16 protein-coding genes are annotated in these 19,086 nt (G+C 34.6%); 15 read left to right on the top strand and 1 reads right to left on the bottom strand.

The features are described 5' to 3' along the window. The 15 genes from RTP52_RS05875 (at position 1) to RTP52_RS05805 (ending at position 17,688) form a co-directional block, all read left to right on the top strand. Positions 1-1,050 carry an ABC transporter permease gene (locus tag RTP52_RS05875; protein ID WP_312104323.1) on the top strand — a complete coding sequence of 350 codons (1,050 nt, stop codon included), beginning with the start codon at positions 1-3 and terminating at the stop codon, positions 1,048-1,050. A gap of 12 nt (positions 1,051-1,062) precedes the next feature. Then, a complete protein-coding gene (locus RTP52_RS05870; RefSeq protein WP_312369828.1) occupies positions 1,063-2,244 on the top strand; it encodes an ABC transporter ATP-binding protein in 1,182 nt (393 codons plus the stop codon). Next, complete coding sequence (locus RTP52_RS05865; protein WP_312104328.1) at positions 2,237-3,205, top strand: ABC transporter ATP-binding protein; 969 nt, start codon at positions 2,237-2,239, stop codon at positions 3,203-3,205. Before RTP52_RS05870 ends, RTP52_RS05865 begins: the two co-directional genes overlap by 8 nt. 359 nt (positions 3,206-3,564) lie before the next feature. Next, a complete protein-coding gene (locus RTP52_RS05860) occupies positions 3,565-3,885 on the top strand; it encodes a hypothetical protein (RefSeq protein WP_312104330.1) in 321 nt (106 codons plus the stop codon). Positions 3,886-4,167: 282 nt separating this feature from the next. Further along, the gene (locus RTP52_RS05855) at positions 4,168-4,728 is read left to right on the top strand and encodes a hypothetical protein (RefSeq protein WP_312369825.1); all 561 of its coding nucleotides are present in this window, start codon (positions 4,168-4,170) and stop codon (positions 4,726-4,728) included. A gap of 205 nt (positions 4,729-4,933) precedes the next feature. After that, positions 4,934-7,288, top strand: a complete 2,355-nt coding sequence (locus RTP52_RS05850) for an ABC transporter substrate-binding protein (protein WP_312369823.1) — start codon at positions 4,934-4,936, stop codon at positions 7,286-7,288. Positions 7,289-7,555: 267 nt separating this feature from the next. Then, positions 7,556-8,542 carry an ABC transporter permease gene (locus RTP52_RS05845; RefSeq protein ID WP_312101499.1) on the top strand — a complete coding sequence of 329 codons (987 nt, stop codon included), beginning with the start codon at positions 7,556-7,558 and terminating at the stop codon, positions 8,540-8,542. 83 nt (positions 8,543-8,625) lie between these two features. Beyond that, the gene (locus RTP52_RS05840; RefSeq protein WP_312369821.1) at positions 8,626-10,437 is read left to right on the top strand and encodes an ABC transporter permease; all 1,812 of its coding nucleotides are present in this window, start codon (positions 8,626-8,628) and stop codon (positions 10,435-10,437) included. 9 nt (positions 10,438-10,446) lie between these two features. Then, entirely contained in the window at positions 10,447-11,607 is a 1,161-nt protein-coding gene (locus RTP52_RS05835) for an ABC transporter ATP-binding protein (protein ID WP_312101495.1), read from the top strand. Position 11,608: 1 nt separating this feature from the next. Beyond that, positions 11,609-12,643 (top strand): ABC transporter ATP-binding protein, encoded by a 1,035-nt coding sequence (locus RTP52_RS05830; protein ID WP_312369820.1) that lies wholly within the window; start codon positions 11,609-11,611, stop codon positions 12,641-12,643. A gap of 293 nt (positions 12,644-12,936) precedes the next feature. Beyond that, the gene (locus RTP52_RS05825) at positions 12,937-13,476 is read left to right on the top strand and encodes a hypothetical protein (protein ID WP_312369819.1); all 540 of its coding nucleotides are present in this window, start codon (positions 12,937-12,939) and stop codon (positions 13,474-13,476) included. A 375-nt stretch (positions 13,477-13,851) separates the two neighbouring features. Beyond that, positions 13,852-15,471, top strand: coding sequence for a putative DNA modification/repair radical SAM protein (locus RTP52_RS05820; protein WP_312369818.1), 1,620 nt, complete (start codon positions 13,852-13,854; stop codon positions 15,469-15,471). Positions 15,472-15,574: 103 nt separating this feature from the next. Beyond that, a complete protein-coding gene (locus RTP52_RS05815; protein ID WP_312369816.1) occupies positions 15,575-16,411 on the top strand; it encodes a TIGR03915 family putative DNA repair protein in 837 nt (278 codons plus the stop codon). Between the two features lie 152 nt (positions 16,412-16,563). Then, on the top strand, positions 16,564-17,376 hold the full coding sequence (locus tag RTP52_RS05810; protein WP_312369814.1) for a DNA alkylation repair protein: 813 nt from the start codon (positions 16,564-16,566) through the stop codon (positions 17,374-17,376). A 60-nt stretch (positions 17,377-17,436) separates the two neighbouring features. Further along, positions 17,437-17,688 carry a hypothetical protein gene (locus RTP52_RS05805; protein WP_312101482.1) on the top strand — a complete coding sequence of 84 codons (252 nt, stop codon included), beginning with the start codon at positions 17,437-17,439 and terminating at the stop codon, positions 17,686-17,688. Between the two features lie 57 nt (positions 17,689-17,745). Here the strand turns inward: RTP52_RS05805 and RTP52_RS05800 are convergent, their stop codons facing one another. Continuing rightward, on the bottom strand, positions 17,746-18,936 hold the full coding sequence (locus tag RTP52_RS05800) for a GNAT family N-acetyltransferase (RefSeq protein WP_312101479.1): 1,191 nt from the start codon (positions 18,934-18,936) through the stop codon (positions 17,746-17,748). Positions 18,937-19,086 lie beyond the last annotated feature (150 nt).

Here is a 19,086-nt window from a genome sequence, read left to right as displayed (position 1 = left end):
ATGAGTGAAGAAAATAATACAAATGTTCAGGCTATAGAGTTAGAGCATGAGAGCTTGAGCGATAGCGTACGTGCGCTGTCTCCAACACGTTTAGTTATGAAACGTTTTTTCAGAAGCCGTTTATCTGTGGTAGGCTTAGTTATTATTGTGTTTTTATTTTTGTTTAGTTATTTGGGACCGTTGTTTATTCCATATGGAGAAACACAAGTGTTTCCGATTCCTACTGAGGTAAAAGTTACTTCTTCTGAATCATTTACGGGAGCAGATGGTCAGAAATATACGTTTTTTGATGTATCAACAGGTTATGATAATTACAGAGCAGCACCATCTAAGGAGCATTGGCTAGGAACAGATACGAATGGAATGGATGTATTAGTCCGTTTAATGTATGGCGGAAGGATTTCGTTAACGATCAGCTTCTTAGTTATATTCTTAGAATCAATGATAGGAATAGTGTTTGGCGGAATTTCTGGATACTTTGGTGGAAAGATTGATATGCTAATCATGCGTTTGGTAGATATCTTAAACAGTATCCCGACATTACCGGTATTGATCGTATTATCGTCAGTATTACAAGCGACACCAGTATCAATTATCCCGGTAGGTAGTCGTATTTATTATTTAATGGCCTTTCTTACTATTATTGGATGGGCTGGTACAGCTCGTATGGTAAGAGGACAGATTTTATCGTTACGTGAACAAGAGTATATGGTTGCTGCTGAAGCAACTGGTATCTCTGCCAAAGCTAAAATTTTTAGGCACTTAGTTCCAAATGTTATGCCACAATTAATTGTACAGATGACATTAGGACTTGGTTCTATTATCTTATTTGAATCAACGTTATCCTTCTTAGGCCTTGGAGTACAAATACCAAAAGCAGCATGGGGAACGATGATTTCCCTTGCGGATCCATCGAAGGGACAAAGTATCTTACAGTATTATCCAAATCTTTGGATTCCACCTGGAATATTAATTGTACTTGCAGTTTTGGGATTTAACTTTGTTGGTGATGGATTGCGAGATGCAATTGATCCTAAGATGAAGAGATAGGGGGATAATGCTATGGCGAAAGCAAAGAAAGATAACGGGCATTATATTACCCGTCAAGAAGAAAGAGCTATAACAAAATATAATCGGAAAACAACAAGGGAATTAGAAGCTAAGAAACACAAAAAAAATATAAGTGAAGATACGTATATAACAACAATGAAGGATTCTAAAAACATTGTTGAGTTTGAAGACTTACATACCTATTTCTTTACGGATGCAGGTACTGTGAAAGCAGTAGATGGTGTAACATTTAGTATTCCTGCTAATAGTACTGTTGGTGTAGTTGGAGAGTCTGGATGTGGGAAGAGTGTAACAAGTTTATCTTTGATGCAGTTAGTACAATCTCCTCAGGGTCAGATTGTCAGTGGTTCCATTCGTTATAATGATGGTGAAAAGTGCTATGATATAGCAAAGATGCCGATTGAAGCGATGAGAAAAATACGTGGTAAAGATATTGCAATGATATTTCAGGAACCAATGACAAGCTTAAATCCAGTGTTTACAATTGGTTACCAACTAGATGAGGTTACATTACTTCATAACCCGGGTGCAAGCAAAGAAGCTGCAAAGAAGAAATCAATTGAAATGCTAAAGCAGGTTGGAATTGCTCGCCCAGAAGGTGTTTATGATAATTTTCCACATGAATTGTCAGGTGGTATGCGACAACGTGTAATGATAGCGATGGCACTTGTTTGTAATCCTAAATTAATTATTGCAGATGAGCCAACAACAGCACTAGATGTTACGATTCAAGCACAGATACTAGACTTACTTCGTTCCGTGCGTGAAAAAATAAATGGTAGTATTATGTTAATTACACATGATCTTGGTGTAGTAGCAGAGATGGCAGATTTTGTTGTTGTAATGTATGCAGGTAGAATTATTGAGATGGGAACTGCAAAAGAGATATTCTTATCACCAAAGCATCCATATACGGTTGGTTTAATGAAGAGTAAACCAGTAGTAAATAAAAAGGTGGATCGCTTATACAGTATTCCTGGTCAGGTTCCAAATCCAATTAATATGCCTCAAACATGTTATTTTAAGGATCGTTGCGACCGTTGTCATGCTGCTTGTGAAGGCCCATATCCAAGCGTAAGAAAATTTAGTAATACGCATCTTGTATCATGTTATTTATATAATGATACAAAGCATGAAGAGAATGAAAGTACGGAGGTGGTAAAGGATGAGTGAGATATGCTTATCAGTTCAACATCTTAAAAAATATTTTACCATCGGAACAGATTTATTGGGTCGTCCTACACAATATTTAAAAGCAGTGGATGACGTATCTTTTGATATTCCTCAAGGAACTACAATGGGATTGGTTGGCGAATCTGGCTGCGGTAAAACAACCATCGGAAGAGCTATTTTACGCCTTCATGAATTAACAGATGGAAAAGTTATATTTAATGGTCAAGATTTAGCGAAGTTATCCCAAAGACAACTTAGAAATTTAAGACCGCAAATTCAAATAATATTTCAAGATCCTTACTCTTCCTTAAGCCCAAGACTTACCGTAGGATCCATTATTGGAGAAGCAGTCAGCGCACATAACATTGTTCCAAGGAGTGCTTTAAAAGAATATGTATTACGAGTAATGAAAGATTGTGGATTACAGCCTCATTACTATGAACGCTACCCACACGAATTCTCAGGTGGGCAAAGACAAAGAATTTGTATCGCACGAGCAATTGCACTTCGTCCTAGATTTATTGTTTGTGACGAGCCGGTATCTGCACTTGATGTTTCCATTCAAGCACAGATTATAAACTTATTAAAAGACCTTCAAGATAAATATGATTATACTTATTTGTTTATTTCACATGACTTATCTGTAGTTGAACATATTTCGAATACTGTTGGTGTTATGTATCTTGGTAATATGGTAGAGTATGGTGCAAATGAGGATATTTTTAATAACCCACTTCACCCATATACGAAAGCACTCTTTAGTGCGGTGCCTATGCCTGACCCAACTGTTAAAATGAAACGTGTTATATTACAAGGAGATTTACCATCTCCAGCAAATCCTCCAAAAGGATGTAAGTTCTGTACTCGTTGTCCAGAATGTATGGAAATTTGTAAGACACAAGCTCCAGAGTTTAAGGAAATAACGGAAGGGCATAAAGTTGCTTGTCATTTATATAAATAATGAAAGAACATTATTATTCATGGCAAGGAAAAGTTCGAAAAGCGTGTTTTTCCTTGTAAGAGTTAGAATTAAAAATAAGTACTGCAAAGCAATTGCTGAACAGTACTTATTTTTTGATTTATAGGAAATTGTATCTCAATTCTATAAATCAAAAACTCTCCGAGGGATGCGCACCCACCCTACGGGTTTCAGCTGGCGAAGTATCTTCGCCTAGACACAGTGACTTCGCCACAAAGATTGAGACTTGATAAGCATAATCGTATAAAGCAACTAAAAAGGCTATTTAGTAGACATATGGCGAAATATAAAGTAATATAGAGAACAGATATATATTATATATAGAAGAAAGGATGTTCTTAATGAGCGATTTTAAGAAGGTTGGACAAATCATCGAACGCAACAAAGTGGAGAATGAGAAAGATAGCAAAGACGCTACGAAAAAGAAACCGACCTTTGTGGATGATGGTAGGTCGATAACCGATATGAATATAGAGGGATTTTCATGGTATATGCCTAAAAAATATTCCACTGAACGACAAAAATTATCTGATTTAAAATTGACGACAAAAGAAAGAGTTGCAATGATATTTGGAGCATTACAAGCGATTTTACCAGTTGCTATCACAATGTTTATATTATTATTTGGCGTCTTCTTACTTATAGCACTTTGGTTAAGTTAAATTTAGTTTAATTGATACATAGTATTTTAGTAAATGAAATACAGACGATTAAAGTGCTTCCAAGATGATGCACTTTTTTTATTATTTTGTTACACATGGCATACCTATATAGGTGAGAGTCTATAACACACACACGGGTACAGCATAAACAAAACGTATTAAACATTACCATAAATCTCCTATGTTATTTACTTATAATATAGAGTAGATTATAACATGTATGCCTGTTAGTGATTATTTAAGATGTTTAAACAACAAATTTTATATAAAGGATGAAGTTTGATGAAAAGAAAAAGAGCTTATGTAAATGATTACGATATTAACACAGAAGTTACGAAAGAAGGAAATAAGTATAAAGAAAAGAAGAATATAACCTACCATGGTAAATATTATCGTATCCAAATGGATAATAAAAAAATAAAAAAAGCGAAATGGATCAATGTCATCTATGGCTTAGTTTTTTTTATACTGTTTACCTTTCTAGGTTTTTTAAATAATGAAAGTTCTAGAATGCTCTATGTTGTGTTACCTTATGTATTTTTGTTTCTTCCTATATTCTATACAAATATGGGGACAATAAAATTACTAAATATTACAGGTGATATGACAGTTAAAGAATATGAGTTAACGATTCAAAGAATGAGAAAAACTACATTATCCATGTTGATTCTCGCCATTGCCTGTACGATAGGTGAGATTCTATATTTGGTACGGAATAAAATCACAGATTTTACTTCTAAGGACTATGTTTTCTTAAGCGGTATTTTGGTAATTACAGTCTTATCAATATTATTCATGCAACATCAAAAAACGATTAACAAAAATATTATTGAAATAGAATAAAATGTTGTGAAAAATAGATATAAAAAAAGGATAAAAATGTTATTTAATAGTGATTTAACGTGGTAAAGCACACGGATATTGTAAAAAATTCCATAATAAGAGATTTTTATGGGTTTTTATCGCATTGACAAAAGTAGTTAATCATGTTAATATTCTCAATATTCTAGGACATAATTTTATGACCCGAAAAAAGGAGAGAGAGACTATGAGAAAAAACAAGTTTAAAAAAGCATTGTCTGTTTTTCTTGTTTTATCCATGTGCGTTGCATTAGCAGCTTGTGGAAAGAAAAATAGTGGCAATCAGTCAGGGGAAAACCCGAACGGAGGAGACACTACTGGTAATTCTAGTGATAAACCTTTAGTAGTTGGTACCTTACAGTTTAGCGAAAAATTTAGTCCATTTTTTGCTACTACTGGTTACGATAAAGATCTCGCTGACTTAACACAAGTTCAGATGTTAACTACAGATAGAACTGGTGGTCTAATTTTAAATTCAATTGAAGGTGAAACTGTTCCTTACAATGGTACGGATTACCTTTATAAAGGTGTAAGTGATATTACAGTAAACCGTGATGAAGCTGCTGATACCACCACTTATAATATTAAGATTCGTGATGACATTAAGTTTAGTGATGGCCATGTAATGGACGCTGACGATATTATCTTCTCTTATTACGTATTATCTGATACAACTTATGATGGAAGTTCTACATTATACTCAACACCAATCGTTGGTATGTTAAATTATCGTAAGAACAATTCTAATGCAGAGAACACTGTAGTAACTGAGGATGAAATTGCTAAAGAACTTGCTTCTTTAAGTGATGCATCCAAAGAAGCAATCAATAAAGAAATAATTGCTCCAACATTAACTTCAGAGCTTGACTGGGCAAAAGGTCTCTATGGTAAAGATTCTTATAAAGAGTACACAGAAAAATATCCTGTAACAAAAGATTTATTTGCTCACTTCTATAGCGTAGATGAAAGTTATGATTCTTCTAAGGTAGAAGATGAAGCTAAAGTTTTAGCAGATATTATTGAAGCTTATGGTGCTAATTACCAAGCTCTTGGTGAAGCGTATGCAGGAGATGAAACTTACTTTGCTGACCAGGTTAAAGAAGTAGTTTCTAATGTATTATTAGAAGAGAAACTTTCAAAAGGCGGAGATGAGGTTGCTAATATTGCTGGTATTAAGAAAATCAGCCAGACTGAAGTTGAAGTAACAACAAAGGGTTTTGATGCATCTGCTATCTACAATATTTGTGGTATTTCTATTTCTCCAATGCACTACTATGGAGATGAGTCTAAATATGACTATGATAATAATAGCTTTGGTTTTACTAGAGGTGATTTATCTATTGTAAAAGAAAAGACTACAAAGCCTATGGGCGCAGGTCCTTATAAATTCGTAAAATATGATAACAAAGTTGTTTACCTTGAAGCAAATGAAAATTACTACAAGGGACAGCCTAAGACAAAGTATATTCAGTATAAAGAAACAGCAGAAGCTGATAAGATCTCTGGTGTTGGTACAGGTACAATCGATATTGCAGATCCATCCGGTAGTGTTGCAGCTTTTGATGAAATTGCAAACTACAATTCAAATAAAGAATTATCCGGTGATAAGATTATTACAAATACAGTAGATAATCTTGGTTATGGATACATTGGTATTAATGCGGATACTGTTAAAGTTGGTAGTGATCCAGCTTCTGAACAATCTAAGAATTTAAGAAAAGGAATTGCTACTATATTTACAGTATATCGTGATGTAGCTATTGATAGCTACTATGGTGAAGTAGCAAGTGTTATTAACTACCCTATCTCTAATACTTCTTGGGCAGCACCACAGAAATCTGATGAAGATTACAAAGTTGCTTACGCTCAGACAGTAGATGGTAACGATATCTATACAGCAGATATGACAGCTGACCAGAAATATGAAGCAGCTTTAAATGCTTCCATAGAATATTTCAAAGCAGCAGGATATACTTTTGATGAAGCAACAGGAAAATTCACAAAAGCTCCAGAAGGTGCTAAATTAGATTATGAGATTTTAATTGGCGCAGATGGAAAAGGAGATCACCCATCCTTCGCAATTCTTGCAAAGGCAAAGGAAGATCTTGCTAAGATCGGTATTACAATAACAATTAATGATCCATCTGATTCTAATGTAATGTGGGATAAAATAGAAGCAGGAACACAGGAAATGTTTGTTGCCGCTTGGAGTGCAACTATTGATCCAGATATGTACCAGGTATATTACAGTACAAACATTCTTGGTAAAGGTGGTTCTGATTCCAATCACTGTCATATTGCAGATGATCAGTTAGACCAGTTAATTATGGATGCTAGAAAAAGTGCTGATCAAGCTTACAGAAAAGCGACATATAAGACTTGTCTTGACATTATCCTTGATTGGGGTGTTGAAATTCCTGTATACCAGAGACAGAACTGTATTATATTTGCTAACGACCGTGTAAACACAGATACAGTTACTCCTGATATAACAACCTTCTGGAAATGGACTAACGATATTGAAAAGATTGAAATGAAATAAGGCTCTTTTCTTCACGTAAGGTGAAGAGCTTACTAATTCAACTTGTTTTGTATTCGGACAAAGGTCAAATTTGTACACATACGTTTACGGACGCAAAACGTCCTAGACGTTTGATGAGTTGTGCAGTTTTGGCCTTTGTCTAAAATAAGCTATCCACTTCATTTTCGTTAAGTCAGAGGAAGTAAGGGTAACCAAAATAGTACAAATCTTAGTTATGGTTAGGTTACAGGTGAGCAAAACATAAAAGTAGATAGTGAGAGGTTTATTATGTGGAAATATATTGTAAAAAGAGTTTTAACTAGTATAGTGATCTTGTTCTTTGTATCATTGATCATTTATACAATCATCCGCTGTATTCCAACTTCCTACATCGAAAAACTAGCGAGAGAAAGAGCCTCTCTTCCAGGAGCCAAAAGCTATACTGAATGGTTAGATCAATTAAGAACTATGTATGGTATGGATTGTGGAATTATAGAAGGTTTTTTCCGTTGGTTAGCATCCGCGGTTCGTGGTGAATTCGGTGATTCTTGGTATTTTAATATACCAGTTACTGCGAAGTTTTCCAGTGTTATTTGGGACTCCTTTTATCTAGGAGTAGTATCTTTTATTTTAGAGATTGTTATAGCAATACCGCTTGGTATTCTTTCTGCAAGAAAACAATACAGTAAAACAGATTATGCAGTTACAGTATTTGCATTAATTGGTATCTCCTTACCAGGATTTTTCTTTGCAACAATTCTTAAATTAATCTTTTCTATTCACCTTGGTTGGTTTGATTTATATGGAAAAGTTGGACGTTTATACGACCAGTTAGATACATGGGGGAAATTCCTCGATGTCGCGGCTCATTTTGTATTGCCGATTGCTACATTAGTAATTATTAGTGTTGGTAGTTTGATGCGTTATACAAGAACCAATATGTTAGAAGTATTAAATTCGGATTTTATCCGAACAGCAAGAGCTAAGGGGCTCTCTGAAAGTACAGTAATCAACAAGCATGCTTTTAGAAATACTCTGATACCAATTGTAACAATCATTGGTGGAACACTCCCTGGATTATTTGCGGGTGCTATGATTACTGAAACTTTGTTCCAGATTCCAGGTATCGGTTATACCTCTTATTTAGCCATGACAAATGGTGATATTCCATTTTTCATGTTTTACATGACATTTATGGCAGCTTTAACATTGATGGGTAACTTAATATCTGATATTTTGTACGCAGTGGTAGATCCTCGTGTACGTGTTGGATGATAATTAAAATAGTTATAAAATAAGAATAAAGATGAGTCAGATTATTTCTTACTTGTCATCAATTAAAGGCAGAGGGAGCACTTATGGAGAATAAAAATGAAAATAACAAGCAGAATCAAAGCAATGCTTCTCTTGTTCAGAATAATCAACCTGCCAAAAATGAGAAAACTATGAATCAATCAGCAGAGAAAAAGACAGTACTTGATGAAGATCAAAGAGTAAAAGTTCTGTCTCCTTCCATGTTAGTATTTAAAAGATTTATTCGTAATAAACTTGCAATTATTGGTTCATTTATCATTGTTGGTATGTTTCTATTTGCATTCGTAGGCGGGGTTGTAAGCCCATATGGCGAAAGTCAGGTATTTATGGGATACGAAACTATGTCAAAAGAATACGCTAGCGTTACTAAGAATAAAGAATTTCGTTATACAACAGCAGACGGAAAAAACTTTCCATCCGCTGTGAAGGCAGAAGTAATCCTTGCAGTGAGTTCAGGTAAAAGTGAATTTACTTCTATGGGAAAAGTATATGCATTAACAAAAGAAGGGGAGAATCTTTACCGAATTTCCCTTATGGATAAGTATGCAACTGCTACAATGATTCGTGGTATTGCAGATGTTAAGGCTGTAGATGGAAAAAAATTATCAGAAGAAGTTAAGAACGGTTTTTTAGCAGCAATTGATGCGAAAGAAACTAGCTTTACTGTGGATGGGGTTACCTATCAAGTTTCCAATCAAGGAAAAGAGTACTCTTTAGGCGTACTTGATGATGTTGCATTAGCGTCTCATAAGATTTTTGATGCTTATGACGCAGCTACAAAACTTAGCATAGAATTTAAAATCCAAGCGGAAAAAGCTTTTAATGAAGGAAAAACTAGCTTTGAAGTGGAAGGTGTCACTTATTATATTGAGCCAGAAGGAAGCTCTGGAACAATTTATTATAATGAAAATGGTAATCAAGTAAACTATGCTCAGCTTTCTGATTTTGTTGTAGCACCTATAGGAAATGACGTTTTCCTTGACGTTGAATTTAAGTCATTAATTCAACAAGCAATCAACGATGGTGAAACATCCGTTACTCAGACAGATGCTGAAGGAAATGAAATAGTATATAAAATCGAGCGTAAAAACGAGCAGTATACAGTGAAAGCAGACTCTGCAACTCAGTTAATTCGTATTTATGAAAAACCAAGTAAGGAACACTGGCTTGGAACTGATGGAAATGGTATGGATATTATGACACGTTTGATGTATGGTGGTCGTATTTCCTTAATGATAGGATTTATTGTAGTATCAATACAGACATTCCTTGGAGTTGTCTTAGGTGGTATTGCAGGTTACTTTGGTAAGTGGGTGGATAATCTTATCATGCGAATTGTAGATATCTTTTATTGTATTCCATCCATGCCACTGATCATAATTTTAGGTTCTGTAATGGATTCCTTAAAAGCAAGTCCACAGGTTCGAATTTATTCCTTAATGGCTATTATGGGATTACTTGGATGGCCTGGTATAGCACGTATGGTACGTGGTCAGATTCTTTCTCTTCGTGAACAAGAATTTATGACGGCTACCGAAGCGATGGGTATATCAATTCCAAGAAGAATTTTCCGTCACTTAATACCTAATGTAATTCCACAGTTAATCGTTATGGCAACTATGGGTCTTGGTAGCATTATCTTAACAGAATCTACATTAAGTTTCTTAGGTATTGGTGTTAGGTTCCCATTTGCTTCTTGGGGTAATATTATTACATCAGTATCCAATGTTCATGTTATGACTAATTATTGGTTTGTTTGGATTCCAGCTGGTATCTGTATTCTCTTAACCGTATTAGCATTTAACTTTATTGGTGATGGTTTACGTGATGCGTTTGACCCTAAGATGAAAAGGTAGGTGAAGCAAATGTCAAAAGAGAAGAATAGTGCAAAAAAAGCGAATTATATTTCTGGAAAAGAATCTAGAAAAATCTCACGTGAGAATAGAAAGATTACGAATCAATTTGAAAAGAAACGTAATCGTAGAAATATACCAAAGGAAGAGTATATGACTCAGATGAAGGACAACAATAATGTTGTCGAATTTGATAATCTTCATACTTATTTCTTTACAGATATTGGAACGGTAAAATCAGTAAATGGTGTATCTTTTGATATTCCAATTGGTAAGACCGTAGGTGTCGTTGGAGAATCTGGTTGTGGAAAAAGTGTAACAAGTCTTTCTCTAATGCAATTAGTACAACGACCACAGGGACAGATAGTTGACGGTGCAATTCGTTTTAATACAGGAAAAGATGTATATGATGTTGCAAAAACTCCTACTGCAGAGATGCGTAAATTAAGAGGAAATCAGATTTCAATGATTTTCCAGGAGCCAATGACTAGCTTAAACCCTGTATTTCGTATCGGACCTCAAATTGATGAAGTAATAGAGCTTCACAATAAGAGTATGAGCAAAAATGAAGTAAAAACTCGTTCCGTAGATATGTTAAAGCTTGTTGGTATTGCAAATGCTGAGGGTGTATATAAGATGTATCCTCATGAACTATCTGGTGGTATGAGACAGAGAGTTATGATAGCAATGGCACTAGCATGTAATCCTAGATTAATTATTGCGGATGAACCAACAACAGCCTTAGACGTAACAATACAAGCACAGATTCTTGATATCTTACGTAACCTTAAGAATAAAATTAATAGCTCTATTATGCTTATTACTCATGATTTAGGAGTAATTGCTGAGATGGCAGACTATGTTGTTGTTATGTACGCCGGTAGAGTAATTGAAAAAGGTACGGTTGCTGAAATTTTCGATAATCCTAGCCATCCTTATACCATTGGTTTAATGAATTCGAAACCAGTAGTAAATAAGATAGTAGATCGTTTATACAGTATACCTGGTAAAGTACCTAATCCAGTTAATATGCCAAATTATTGCTATTTTAAAGATCGTTGTGATCGTTGTGTTGCAGCATGTGAAGGTGTATATCCAGGGGAAGTAAAATTATCAGATACTCATGTTGTATCCTGTTATCGCTATTCCGAAAATGAAGGAGGGGAGGCATAATATGGACAAACAATCTAATAAAAATACAGTAAATCAAGGAAAAGGTAACGAAGATTATATCCTTGAAGTACGTGATTTAAAAAAATATTATCCAATTAAGTCTGGTGTATTAGGCGGAGCTAAAAATTATGTAAAAGCTGTTGATGGTGTAAGCTTTAACATTAAGCGTGGTACTACGATGGGACTTGTTGGTGAGTCTGGTTGTGGTAAGACAACAATTGGACGTACCATCTTAAAACTTCAAGATAAATCTGGTGGAGAGGTTATCTTTAATGGACAAGATATACACAAGCTTTCTAAGAAAGATTTACGTGCACTTCGTCCAAAGATGCAAATTATCTTCCAAGATCCTTATTCTTCTCTCTCTCCGAGATTACCAGTTGGTGAAATCATCGGTGAGGCGGTAAGACAGCATAAAATTGTACCAAAGGAAGAGTTAAACTCTTACGTTGATAAAATTATGGCATCTTGTGGTTTACAAAGTTTCCATGCAGACCGTTATCCACATGAGTTTTCCGGTGGACAAAGACAGAGAATTTGTATTGCAAGAACACTTGCCCTAAATCCTGATTTTGTTATCTGTGATGAGCCGGTATCTGCTCTTGACGTTTCCATTCAGGCGCAGATTATTAATCTTCTAAAGGATCTTCAGAAGGAATATAATTTAACTTATCTTTTTATTAGCCATGACTTATCCGTTGTTGAGCATATTTCCGATACAATCGGTGTTATGTATCTTGGTACCATGGTTGAGTACGGTGATAAGGTTGATATCTTTAAGGAACCATTGCATCCGTATACAAAGGCGTTATTTAGCGCGATTCCTATGCCAGATCCTCATGCTAAGATGAATCGTATTATCCTTCAGGGAAATATACCTTCTCCTGCAAATCCTCCATCAGGATGTAAGTTCCATACTCGTTGTAGTGAGTGTATGGAAATTTGTAAGACGGAAGTACCACAGCCAAATGAGGTTGGAGATGGCCATATCGTTCGTTGCCATCTATATAATTCAAAGCAAGAAGGAATAAATTAATTCTTTATATTATGAAAGACCCAGTACAAGTAAGAGGAAACAAGAACTTATTTGTACTGGTTTTTTGTTTCATATTAATTTTTATGACTAGGATGGTTTGCGAGGCTGATTCTTCTAGTTCATGACAAGTAAAGGTTGCAAAGCATACTAATTATTGTATGACTTTTCTTACATGTTTTAGTAAATAAGAGAGAATACTAAAGTTAGTGAAATAACTCTTATTTTCATGTATAATCAATAAGTAGATATTGTACCTGCGCAATGAAGTCGCAGGCTTTTGAATGGAGATAACTATGGGTAAGAAAGAAGAGATGGGAATTGGTATTAAAGGAAATGAGTTCTCAATCGGAATGCCAGAAAATGTAGGCTTAGATCATTTAAATACAAACGAAGTTTTTTTCTCTCAGAACTTTGATATTATGGACGAATCAAATATTGCAGATAAACCTTACTATATGGATGGAACTTCAAATGTAGGAGCCACAACTGGCGTATCTCCTGATATCTTAGATAAGGATATCCAGAAAGAAGTCGAAGACAGAAGAGCTTATGATGAGTTCACGGCTTCTAAAGAAGAAGTTTCTTTTACGCGAGGTGAATTTGTTGATGATGGCAGGAAAGTAGCTGACATGAACATTGAAGGACTGCCATGGTATCAAAAAGAGTTAGAAGAAGTGGAGCTAAAAAGACGTCAAAATTTACCTGAGTTAAATGGACGAGAGACACGCAAACTTATATATAGTTCCTTGCTAGCAGCATTGCTTGTCGCTGGTGCTTTTATCGGTGCTTTCGCATTATTTTTATTATTTTGTATTAATGTTTGGTTTAAGTAGGGTTCTTTTCCTTACTATGAACAAGAAAAGCTCTCTTTAAGATAAATAGTTAGCTGTTTATCTTAAAGAGAGCTTTTTAAATTATATTGGTTATAGATCTGCCGCTTTTTTTACCGGAATCCAAACTTCATATCTGGTATTTAACGGATTAGGGTCTATGTAGACTTCAATGTCAGGAGCATCTGCATATATCCTTTTTTTCAATTCGATAAGTCATTTCTACATCTCCTTTAATTGATATGGTGAAACGAAGTGGAGGAAATGCTTTGAATACATGAAAATACTGGCTGAGAATAGGTTGCAATCTTTTGGAGATAATGATATAATAAATATCGAACATAAGTTCGAATATTAAAATTTCCTTGAGAGGTTTTTATGATTATACAGGAATCGATGACAATGGAACAGAAGCTATCTATACTTTCTGACGCTGCTAAGTATGATGTTGCATGTACTTCTAGCGGTGTTGCTCGGGATGGAAAAGATGGTAGCATTGGAAATACAGCGGCATGTGGAATTTGTCATGCTTTCTCAGCGGATGGAAGATGTATAAGTTTATTAAAAATTTTATTTACAAACGAATGTATTTACGATTGTAAGTATTGTATTAATCGTGTGTCGAATGATGTTCCTAGAACAACATTTACACCCGAAGAGGTGTGCAGCCTTACGATGGAATTTTATCGAAGAAATTATATAGAAGGATTATTTTTAAGTTCTGGTATCATAAAAACCCCAAATTATACGATGGAACTCATAGGCAGAACTCTTAAGATGCTACGTACAGAATATCATTTTAATGGTTACATTCATTGTAAAGCAGTTCCCGGTGCTGATGCAGAGTTAATTGAAACAATAGGTTGGTTTGCTGACCGTATGAGTGTAAACCTTGAACTACCTACCGCAGATGGATTAAAATTATTAGCACCTCATAAAAACCGAAAGAATATACTAAATCCAATCCGCCAGATACAGGCTGGTATTGAAGAAAGTAGAGAAAATTTTGGTATGATGGGCGGTAATAAGGGTGCTTATTGGCATACGAGAAGAAAGGTTGATCAGAAATCAATTGCTCAGAAAAGAGAAGAGGATGCCTTACTTCATATTGGACATAAAGATCAGATACGGCGAGTTATAGAGAGTAAATCAGATAAAGGAGTTGGTTTTTCTAATCGTATTCTTACCGGATGGGAAGAGGAGAAGGACTCTAAGATACTAACTCCGAATCATCGAATTTATCATAGCAACCAAGAAATAACGAGTACTATAGAATCACCTTCCGTTATTTCAAAACCTCAAGGACTAACTATGTGGAACCAATTCGGAGGAAATCGTGGATTTGTACCGGCAGGCCAGAGTACGCAGATGATTGTTGGTGCAACCGGAGAGACTGACTATGAGATTGTTAATGTAACAGAGGCCTTATATCAGAAGTTTGACTTAAAGAGAGTTTTCTTCTCTGCGTTTATACGGGTGAATGAGGATAATGCATTACCAGTATTGCCAGGGGGACCTCCATTATTAAGAGAACACCGCTTATATCAAGCTGATTGGTTATTAAGGTTTTATGGGTTTGAAGCGACAGAGCTTTTAACGAAAGAGAGACCTAATTTTAATGTATTCTTTGACCCTAAGTGCAACTGGGCGATTGGGAATTTAGAGCAGTTCCCAGTTGAAGTCAATTCCGCAGATTACTACACTTTACTTAGAGTTCCTGGTATTGGTCCAAAGTCAGCAGGGCGTATCGTAAAGGCAAGACAGATGTCAAAGCTTAGATTTGAAGATTTAAAAAAGATTGGTGTAGTATTAAAACGAGCACTTTATTTTATTACCTGCAGTGGGAAGATGATGTATCCAACTAAGATAGAAGAGAATTATATCACCAATCAGATGCTTCAACTAGACGAAAAGTTACCAAGTCATATCACGAATGGCGGAATTACTTATCAGCAATTGTCGTTGTTTGACGATCCTCAGATGCTTAGTAATGGTTAGAATAACAAAGACTAGTGAAAGAAAAGTTTATAATCTGATTATGCGCTGGAGGTCAGCCTCGTACTTTATTAGAAAGAATTAGTGCATCGGAATAGAGGTTATTATGAAGGAAAAACGTATTTATCAATGTGAAGATAGTTTAGAAGGAATCTTTTCCGCTGTCTATATAGCATGGGCATCAAGATACGGACATGATAATATAGAACTTGAAGTATTAGGTATGGAAGAAGAGTATAATTTAAAGCTGTTTTCAGAATATATCATAGTCGAAAATAATCCAGAGAATGCTTCTAAAGTAGCGAATTCAATCAAAAAAAAGATATCTCATCATGCTTATCAAATGGTTGTGAGAGCAGTATTAAGTAATGATAAGAGAAAAGCAAATGCAATTTATCATTTCTTAGTACGTGGTTTTGCATTTGGTTCAAAAGTAGAAGATCATCTATCGGATCCATATGTTCAAATTATTTTTGAATTAAATCGATATGTAGGAAATGATGCTCACTTATATACTGGATTTGTTCGATTTACCGAGCTTGATAATGGAATACTATTTGCTAAGATAGAACCAAAAAATAATGTTCTTGAAATAATTACGCCTCACTTTGCAGATCGGCTCTCTCAGGAAAATTTTATGATATTGGATGTAAAACGCAAAATTGCAACCGTTCATAAAAGTAACTCTGCATGGATTTTAACTACTATTTCAGAGGAAGAATTAGCCACGTTACTTTCTGTTACAGAAAAAAAAGAAAGGTATGAAAGGCTTTGGAAAACTTTTTTTGAGAGTATTGCAATTAAAGAGCGTGAAAATAAAACATGTCAAAGAAACCATGTTGCGATGCATTATCGTAAGTATATGACAGAATTCATGGATGATTCGGAACATAAAAGTGATGCCTTAAGGGGAAAATTAGGAAGAAATCAGGAAGAAGTGTAAAAGAGAATTACTAAGGTGTTAAAAGACGCCGCCTAAGAAATTCTAAAACTTCACACTAGTTTCATGCATTAATTGTGCTGCGTCATCCCTGGAACAAATATCCAGCCTAATAAGCAAACGAGTTTTTAAAGTATGAATAAGGAAGATAAAGTATGAATAGAGAAATCCAATCCTATTCTTATGTTAATGATAAGAATAGATTAAAAAAAGAAGAATTAGATGAAGATTGGTCTAATGTTATATTTGAAAAGAACGCATATCAATCTTTTTTAGATTATTTATGTAGTTTAAAAGAGCAAAAGTATAAGGATTTCGTGAATAAATTAATTCCTCAAGTAAATAATATGATTGGGATTCGTCTTCCTATCTTACAGGAAATTGCAAAACAAGTAGCCAAAGGTGATTTTGAGGGTTTTTTATCTCATGGAAAAACTCAGTACTTTGAAGAAGTTATGATACATGGATTTGTGATTGGAAAATTAAAGAATATTTCTATAGAGGTAATACAAGAATTTATCCGCTATCATGTGCCAAAATTAGATAATTGGTCAACATGTGATTCTTTTTGCGCGTCTTTAAAAATTGCAAAAAAGTATCCTAAAGAGATGTTTGATTTTATTTTGCCATATGCTTATTCTAATGATTGCTATGAGATAAGATTTTTTATTGTTATGTGCCTAAATTACTACATAAATGAAGAATATGTAAGTATTGTAGATGAAATCTTACAATCAATTAACAGTGATGAATATTATGTTAACATGGCAATTTGTTGGGCTTATACTGTAATGTTTCAAATAGATTCAAATCGAGTGCTACAGTTCTTAAATAGTTTAAAATCACAATTAGAAACAAAGCAAAATAATAGAAATCTATTTATTTTACAGAAAACAATTTCAAAAATATGTGATTCAAGGAAGATAACGGCTGAAAAGAAAGCCATTGTTCGTTCTTATCATGTATAAACCTTTCATAGAGTGGAATACTAAGCAAGTAAAGAAATATTACTTGATAGGAGGAGACTCATGAAAAAGAAATTGTATATCTTAATGGCCGTTGCTATGTTAAGTATGTTCGCGATGACAGCTTGTTCAAACACTAGTGGTACTGGTAATAAGACTACAGTTACACCAGCGCCTACAACTGGTACAACACTAGTTCCTACAACTACAGCACCTACAACAGCCCCTACAACTGTACCAACAACTGTACCAACAACTATGCCAACAACTATGCCAACAACTGTACCAACAACACAACCAACGAAAACACCATAAATGCATTAATTTATATAAAAAGTCTGTTTTAGAAAACTAAAACAGACTTTTTATTTTTTATTCTATATTTGGATTCTCTATGACATATAAATCACAATTTCTACCTTTATGATAAATTTCAGCATCGAATTTCATACCAACATGCATTGCAACCTTTGCAGAACGAGAATTTTTCTTGTCTATGACAGCAACAATGCGAGGAATTTGAAGTTCATAGAAAGCATATTCTAAGACACTTTTTGTACATTCCAAAGCATATCCGTAACCCCAATGGTCTATGTTAAGTAAATATCCAAGTTCAATTTCAAAGCGGCCATTAATTTCAGAATTCTGAATTCCACAGCGACCAATTAATTCACCTGTTTCTCTACTGAAGATACCCCAGAATCCATATCCATAAAAATTGTAAACATTTTTGATGTATGCTTTATGCTTTTCAATTTCCTCTTGGAGATAATCATCGATATCATCAACAAATTCACGAACTTCTGGTTGCTGATAGATATGATACATAGAGACGATATCCTCGACACTCATTTCACGAATGATAAGACGCGCTGTTGTTGCAATCGTAACAGGTTCTCCATGAGATCGAAGATATACATTTTTTAAAAATGAAAATGTAATCTCATCAAAACCCTCTATAATTATATCTGCACCACTTAAATCTTGATTACCAGAATTCTCATTATAATAACCTACACAAGTCATTCCTGCTGCTTTGGCTGCAGTAACACCATTAAACGAATCCTCTATTACCAAACATTCATCCGGTGAGACACCAAGTAAACTTGCAGCTTTTAAAAAGATATCCGGAGCTGGTTTCGAATGTTTTAAGTCCATTCCGGAAACATATTCATGAAAATAGGAAGTAAGGCTTAAATCTTTTGCAGTTCGTTCAATCTGTTCCATTGGTGAGGAACTTGCTATAGCTAATTTAATTGGATGCTTTGAAAGATTTTTAATTAAATCAACTACATAAGGAACTGCAGGATAACGTTCTTCTAACTCAAGCTGGTTTAAAACTTCTTGTTTTGTTCGAATTACTTCTTCTGAAGTATTAGGTAGGTTAAAATCTTTAACCAGTACATCTACCATATAGCGATCTGTATTTCCTATAAATTGGTAACAATATTCTTTAGATAAATCCAGACCAAACTGCTTCATAGCCTTCTGGAACGCTTTACAATGTAAAGGTTCACTATCTATAATAACTCCATCCATGTCAAACAATATCGCTTTTAACATTGAGATAACTCCAATCTTTTTAAATTATACATAGCTTACCATTTTTCTTGGTTCTTTGCAAGTTATTGGGAATCATATTGTTTAGATAGGATAAGGAGTAGAGAGACTATTTAGTAGAAAAACTATGTTGTAGAAAAACTATGTTGTAGA

The sequence above is a fragment of the Lachnoclostridium sp. genome, assembly GCF_031997925.1.
Taxonomy (GTDB): Bacteria; Bacillota; Clostridia; order Lachnospirales; family Lachnospiraceae; genus Lachnoclostridium.
The sequence above is the reverse complement of the archived record's forward strand: the minus strand, read 5'-3'. Positions and strand labels throughout refer to the sequence as shown.

Bases quoted from the DNA above. Each gene is read 5' to 3' on its own strand.
- RTP52_RS05875 (WP_312104323.1), top strand. From the start codon at position 1: ATGAGTGAAGAAAATAATACAAATGTTCAGGCTATAGAGTTAGAGCAT.
- RTP52_RS05870 (WP_312369828.1), top strand. From the start codon at position 1,063: ATGGCGAAAGCAAAGAAAGATAACGGGCATTATATTACCCGTCAAGAA.
- RTP52_RS05865 (WP_312104328.1), top strand. From the start codon at position 2,237: ATGAGTGAGATATGCTTATCAGTTCAACATCTTAAAAAATATTTTACC.
- RTP52_RS05860 (WP_312104330.1), top strand. From the start codon at position 3,565: ATGAGCGATTTTAAGAAGGTTGGACAAATCATCGAACGCAACAAAGTG.
- RTP52_RS05855 (WP_312369825.1), top strand. From the start codon at position 4,168: ATGAAAAGAAAAAGAGCTTATGTAAATGATTACGATATTAACACAGAA.
- RTP52_RS05850 (WP_312369823.1), top strand. From the start codon at position 4,934: ATGAGAAAAAACAAGTTTAAAAAAGCATTGTCTGTTTTTCTTGTTTTA.
- RTP52_RS05845 (WP_312101499.1), top strand. From the start codon at position 7,556: ATGTGGAAATATATTGTAAAAAGAGTTTTAACTAGTATAGTGATCTTG.
- RTP52_RS05840 (WP_312369821.1), top strand. From the start codon at position 8,626: ATGGAGAATAAAAATGAAAATAACAAGCAGAATCAAAGCAATGCTTCT.
- RTP52_RS05835 (WP_312101495.1), top strand. From the start codon at position 10,447: ATGTCAAAAGAGAAGAATAGTGCAAAAAAAGCGAATTATATTTCTGGA.
- RTP52_RS05830 (WP_312369820.1), top strand. From the start codon at position 11,609: ATGGACAAACAATCTAATAAAAATACAGTAAATCAAGGAAAAGGTAAC.
- RTP52_RS05825 (WP_312369819.1), top strand. From the start codon at position 12,937: ATGGGTAAGAAAGAAGAGATGGGAATTGGTATTAAAGGAAATGAGTTC.
- RTP52_RS05820 (WP_312369818.1), top strand. From the start codon at position 13,852: ATGATTATACAGGAATCGATGACAATGGAACAGAAGCTATCTATACTT.
- RTP52_RS05815 (WP_312369816.1), top strand. From the start codon at position 15,575: ATGAAGGAAAAACGTATTTATCAATGTGAAGATAGTTTAGAAGGAATC.
- RTP52_RS05810 (WP_312369814.1), top strand. From the start codon at position 16,564: ATGAATAGAGAAATCCAATCCTATTCTTATGTTAATGATAAGAATAGA.
- RTP52_RS05805 (WP_312101482.1), top strand. From the start codon at position 17,437: ATGAAAAAGAAATTGTATATCTTAATGGCCGTTGCTATGTTAAGTATG.
- RTP52_RS05800 (WP_312101479.1), bottom strand. From the start codon at position 18,936: ATGTTAAAAGCGATATTGTTTGACATGGATGGAGTTATTATAGATAGT.